Below are 5,451 nucleotides of genomic sequence, written 5' to 3'. Positions count from 1 at the left end.
CGCAGCGTATCGGCCAGCCGGTCGCGCTCCTCATCGGACATTTGCAGGGACCGCCGCGTCTCGATCGACACCGCGATGAACGGCGCGTGCAGCCGGTCGGCCAGCCGCTTGGTGTAACGCACGAGGCTGGCCGCGCGCGGATCTTCGCTGATGCAGACGAGGATGCGCTCGCCTGCGGCCCAGGGACCGGCGATCGCGTTCGCCTGCATGTGGGTGAGCAGCTGCTCGTCGACCCGTTCGGCCGTGCGCCGCAGCGCGAGTTCGCGCAACGCAGTCAGGTTGCCCGGCGAGAAATAATGCTCCAGCGCCCGCTCGGCCTGCCTGGGGACATAGACCTTGCCTTCCTTCAGGCGCTGGATCAGGTCGTCGGGCGTGAGGTCGATCAGCTCGATGGCGTCTGCGCGGTCGAACACCGAATCCGGCACGGTCTCCCGCACCCGCACATGGGTGATCTGCGCGACGACGTCGTTCAGGCTCTCGATGTGCTGGATATTGACGGCGGTGTAGACGTCGATGCCGTGGGACAGCAGCTCCTCGAGATCGAGATAGCGTTTCGGATGACGGCAAAGGGGAGCATTGGTGTGGGCGAGCTCGTCGACCAGCGCGATTTTCGGCCGGCGCGCAATCACGGCGTCGAGATCCATTTCCTCGACAATCTGGCCGCGGTAGTCGAGCTTCTTGCGCGGGATCACTTCCAGCCCGCGCACCAGCGCCTCGGTCTCGGCGCGGCCATGGGTCTCGACGAAGCCGACCACGACGTCGATGCCGGCCTTGCGCTTGGCGTGGGCGCTTTGCAGCATCTCGTAGGTCTTGCCGACGCCGGGAGCGGCGCCGACGAAGATTTTCAGCTTGCCGCTCACGCCCTGCTCCCGGCGCGCGGCCTCCAGCAGCGCCTCGGGCGAAGGACGTTTTTCGGGATCGCGGCGCTCTCGGACCATCAGATCAATATAATCATCCGCGCGGACCTAGCCTAGACTACTTCGTGGCACGATCGAGCGCGAGATTCAGAGTCAGCACGTTGATCCGGGGCTCGCCGATCAGGCCGAGCAGGCGGCCCTGGGTGTTGGAAGCCACCAGTTGCTTGACCTGATCCTCCGGCACGTTTCGCGCCTTCGCGACGCGCGGCACCTGGAATTGCGCCGCTTTCGGCGAGATATCCGGATCGAGGCCACTGGCTGAGGTCGTCACGAGGTCGACCGGCACGGCGGCATTCGGATTCTCGCCCCTGAGCTTGTCCACGTCTTCCTTCAGCCGGTCGGCCAGCGCCTTGCTGGTCGGGCCGAGATTTGAGCCACCCGAATTCGCGGCGTTGTAGGGCGCCGGTACCGTCTTGGTCGAATCGTTCGGATCCGGCGCCACCGTCGCCGAGGGACGGCCGTGGAAATATTTGTCGTCCTTGAACTCCTGCCCGATCAGGGCGGAGCCGACCACCTTGCCGTCCTTCTCGGTCAGGCTGCCCTGCGCCTGCGCGGGGAAGATCGCACCGGCAATAGCGGTCATCGCGAGCGGGTAGGCCAGGCCGGTGATGGCGGTGAGCACCAGCAGCAGGACGATGGCGGGGCGGATTTCTCTGAGCATGCGTTTCTCCTATTTCTTTCGTCGTGGCGAGGAGCGAAGCGACGAAGCAATCCAGACTGTCTCCGCAGATAGATGCAATCCAGAATCCGTGCCGCGGAAATAGTTGGATTGCTTCGCTTCGCTCGCAATGACAGATTGCTTCGCTTCGCTCGCAATGACGGGGTTAAGCCAGGTGCAAGGCGACGACGACGAGGTCGATCGCCTTGATGCCGATGAAGGGAATGACGATACCGCCGAGGCCGTAGATCAGCAGGTTGCGCCGGAGCAGTGCGCCGGCCCCGACCGCGCGATAGGCGACGCCCTTCAGCGCCAGCGGGATCAGCGCGATGATAACAAGTGCGTTGAAGATGATCGCCGACAGGATGGCGCTCTGCGGGCTCGACAGGTTCATGACGTTGAGCACGTTGAGCTGGGGGTAGAACGCCAGGAACATCGCCGGGATGATCGCGAAATACTTCGCGACGTCGTTGGCGATCGAGAACGTGGTCAGCGCGCCGCGCGTCATCAGCAGCTGCTTGCCGATCTCGACCACCTCGATCAGCTTGGTCGGGTTGGAATCGAGATCGACCATGTTGCCGGCCTCGCGGGCCGCCTGCGTGCCGGTGTTCATGGCGACACCGACGTCTGCCTGTGCGAGCGCCGGCGCGTCGTTGGTGCCGTCGCCGCACATCGCCACCAGCTTACCTTTGGCCTGCTCGTCGCGGATCAGCTTGAGCTTGTCCTCGGGAGTTGCCTGCGCCAGGAAGTCGTCGACGCCGGCCTCCGCTGCAATCGCGGCGGCCGTCATGGGATTGTCGCCGGTGATCATGACGGTGCGGATGCCCATGCGCCGCAGCTCGGCAAAGCGCTCGCGGATGCCGCCCTTGACGATGTCCTTGAGCTGGATGACGCCGAGCAGCCTACCGTCCCTGGCGACCGCCAGCGGCGTACCGCCGGCCTTCGATATCTCGTCGGCAATGGTCCGGATCTCGCGGCCAATGTCCGAGAGCCCGGCGAGCTGGATGGAACGAGCCGTGTTGCCGGAGGCAACCACCAGCGGTGCACCGCCACCGACATAGTTGAGCATCGCATCGACCGCGCCCTTGCGCACCGACGAGCCGCCGGCGTCGACACCGCTCATGCGGGTCTGCGCCGTGAAGGGGATGAAGGTGGCTCCCAACTCGGCCATCTCGCGGCCACGGATGCCGTATTTTTCCTTGGCCAGCACCACGATCGAACGGCCCTCCGGGGTCTCGTCGGCGAGCGATGCGAGCTGGGCGGCGTCCGCGAGCTCCTGCTCGGTGACGCCACGCACCGGGCGGAAGGAGGTCGCCTGGCGGTTGCCGAGCGTGATCGTTCCGGTCTTGTCGAGCAGCAGCGTGTCGACGTCTCCGGCGGCCTCGACCGCACGGCCGGACATCGCCAGCACGTTGAAGCGGACCAGACGGTCCATGCCGGCGATGCCGATCGCCGACAGCAGCGCGCCGATCGTGGTCGGAATCAACGTCACGAATAGCGCGACCAGCACGACCACCGAGATCGAGCCGCCGGCATAGGCCGCGTAGCTCGGGATGGTGATGGTGGCGAACACGAAGATGATGGTGAGACCGGCCAGCAGGATGTTGAGCGCGATCTCGTTCGGGGTCTTCGCCCGTTCCGCGCCCTCGACCAGCTTGATCATGCGGTCGATGAAGGTCGAGCCCTGCGCTGCCGTGATCCGCACGCGGATCCAGTCGGACAGCACCTGGGTGCCGCCGGTCACTGCCGAACGGTCGCCGCCAGATTCGCGGATCACGGGTGCGGACTCGCCGGTGATGGCGGCCTCGTTGACGGACGCAACGCCCTCGATCACCTCGCCATCGGAGGGAATGGTATCGCCGGCCTCGACCAGCACGATGTCGCCGACCTTGAGGCTGGTGCCCGGCACGAGATTGAAGGCCAGGCCGGCGCCGGTCAGCAGCTTTGCCTGGCTCTCGGTGCGGGTCTTGCGCAGCGATTCCGCTTGCGCCTTGCCGCGGCCTTCGGCCACCGCTTCGGCGAAGTTGGCAAACAGCACCGTGAACCAGAGCCAAACGATGATCTGGAAGGTGAAGCCGAGATTCTCGCCGGCGGTGAGGAGATCGCGGAGGAAGATCACGGTGGTAAGCGCAGCCACGATCTCGACAACGAACATCACGGGGTTCTTGATCATCAAGCGCGGATCTAGCTTGGTGAAGGACGCGCGGATCGCAGGCACGACGATCTTGGGATCGAGCATCGCCGAGAAGGACGCGCGTTTTTGCAGTTTCATGGTATCCATGGAGGTCACTCCAAACAATCAGAAGGCGGTCGATCAGAACACTCGCTGTTCAGAACACTTGTTGTTCAAAACACTTGGCCGGCGTTCATCGCGAGATGCTCGACGATGGGGCCGAGGGCGAGGGCCGGGAAGAAGGTGAGGCCGCCGATGATCAGGATCACGCCGACGACGAGGCCGACGAACAGCCCGCCCGTGGTCGGGAGGGTGCCCGCGGACGGCGGGATCGATTTCTTGGCGGCCAGCGAACCCGCAATCGCCATCGCCGGGATGATCATGAAGAAGCGGCCGACGAACATCGCGCTTGCAAGCGTGAGATTGTAGAAGAAGGTGTTGCCGGTGAGGCCCGCGAAGGCCGAGCCGTTGTTGCCGGTCGCCGAGGTGAAGGCATAGAGCACCTCGGTGAAGCCATGCGGCCCGGCATTCGCCATCGAGGCGACCGCCGCCGGATAGACCACGCCGACCGCGGTCCAGCCCAGATACATCAGCGGCAGCACCAGGATCGCGAGCATCGCCATCTTCACTTCGCGCGCCTCGATCTTCTTGCCGACATACTCCGGCGTGCGGCCGACCATCAGGCCTGCCACGAAGATCGCGAGCACGACGAACAGCAGCATGCCATAGAGGCCGGCGCCGACGCCGCCGACGATGATTTCGCCGAGCTGCATATTGATCAGGGGAATCATGCCGCCGAGCGCGGTAAAGCTGCCGTGCATGGCGTTGACCGCGCCGCAGGAGGCGGCCGTCGTGATCACGGCGAACAGGGAGGACGCAACGATGCCGAAGCGAACCTCCTTGCCTTCCATGTTGCCGCCGGTCAGGCCGAGCGCGTGCAGGATCGAAGTACCGTTGGCCTCCGCCCAATAGGTGATGGCGACGCCGGCGACGAACAGCACGCCCATCACGGACAGGATCGCCCAGCCCTGGCGCTGGTCGCCGACCATACGGCCGAACACGTTGGTCAGCGCCGCACCCAGCACGAAGATCGACAGCATCTGAATGAAGTTGGACAGCGCGGTTGGATTTTCGAACGGATGCGCCGCATTGGCGTTGAAGAAGCCGCCGCCATTGGTGCCGAGCATCTTGATCGCGACCTGCGAGGCGACCGGCCCGACCGCGATGGTCTGCTTGGCCCCCTCGAGCGTGGTGGCCTCGACATAGTCACCGAGCGTCTGCGGGATGCCTTGCGAGACGAGGAACAGCGTGTAGACGACGCAGATCGGCAGCAGGACGTAGAGCGTACAGCGGGTGACGTCGACCCAGAAATTTCCCACCGTGCGCGCCGACGCGCGCGAGAAGCCGCGGATCAGCGCCACCGCCAGCGCGATGCCGGTTGCCGCCGACAGGAAGTTCTGGTGCGTCAGGCCGAGCATCTGCACGAGATAGGATATCGTGCTCTCGCCGCCGTAGTTCTGCCAGTTGGTGTTGGTGATGAAGGAGATCGCGGTGTTGAAGGAGAGATCCGCGGCGACCGCCGACTGCCCGGCCGGATTGAACGGCAGCACATCCTGCAGCCGCATCACGCCGTAGATGATGAGGAAGCCGCCGACATGGAACAGCAGCATGGCGACCGTATAGGTCAGCCAATGCTGCTCGCG

The 5,451-nt window shown here is 64.9% G+C and carries 3 protein-coding genes and 1 pseudogene; all 4 read right to left on the bottom strand.

The window, feature by feature from the left end; translation table 11 throughout:
• A pseudogene (locus IVB47_RS04640) lies at positions 1-938 on the bottom strand (two-component sensor histidine kinase); the annotation flags it as partial.
• A gap of 37 nt (positions 939-975) precedes the next feature.
• Positions 976-1,578: a K(+)-transporting ATPase subunit C gene (locus IVB47_RS04635; protein WP_247460124.1), complete on the bottom strand. Its 603-nt coding sequence runs from the start codon at positions 1,576-1,578 to the stop codon at positions 976-978.
• A 163-nt stretch (positions 1,579-1,741) separates the two neighbouring features.
• On the bottom strand, positions 1,742-3,856 hold the full coding sequence (kdpB, locus tag IVB47_RS04630) for a potassium-transporting ATPase subunit KdpB (RefSeq protein ID WP_247460122.1): 2,115 nt from the start codon (positions 3,854-3,856) through the stop codon (positions 1,742-1,744).
• Between the two features lie 65 nt (positions 3,857-3,921).
• A partial coding sequence (gene kdpA / locus IVB47_RS04625; RefSeq protein WP_247460119.1) for a potassium-transporting ATPase subunit KdpA occupies positions 3,922-5,451 on the bottom strand: 1,530 nt, incomplete at its 5' end.

The sequence above is a fragment of the Bradyrhizobium sp. 62 genome, from assembly GCF_023073035.1.
Taxonomy (GTDB): domain Bacteria; phylum Pseudomonadota; class Alphaproteobacteria; order Rhizobiales; family Xanthobacteraceae; genus Bradyrhizobium.
The sequence above is the reverse complement of the archived record's forward strand: the minus strand, read 5'-3'. Positions and strand labels throughout refer to the sequence as shown.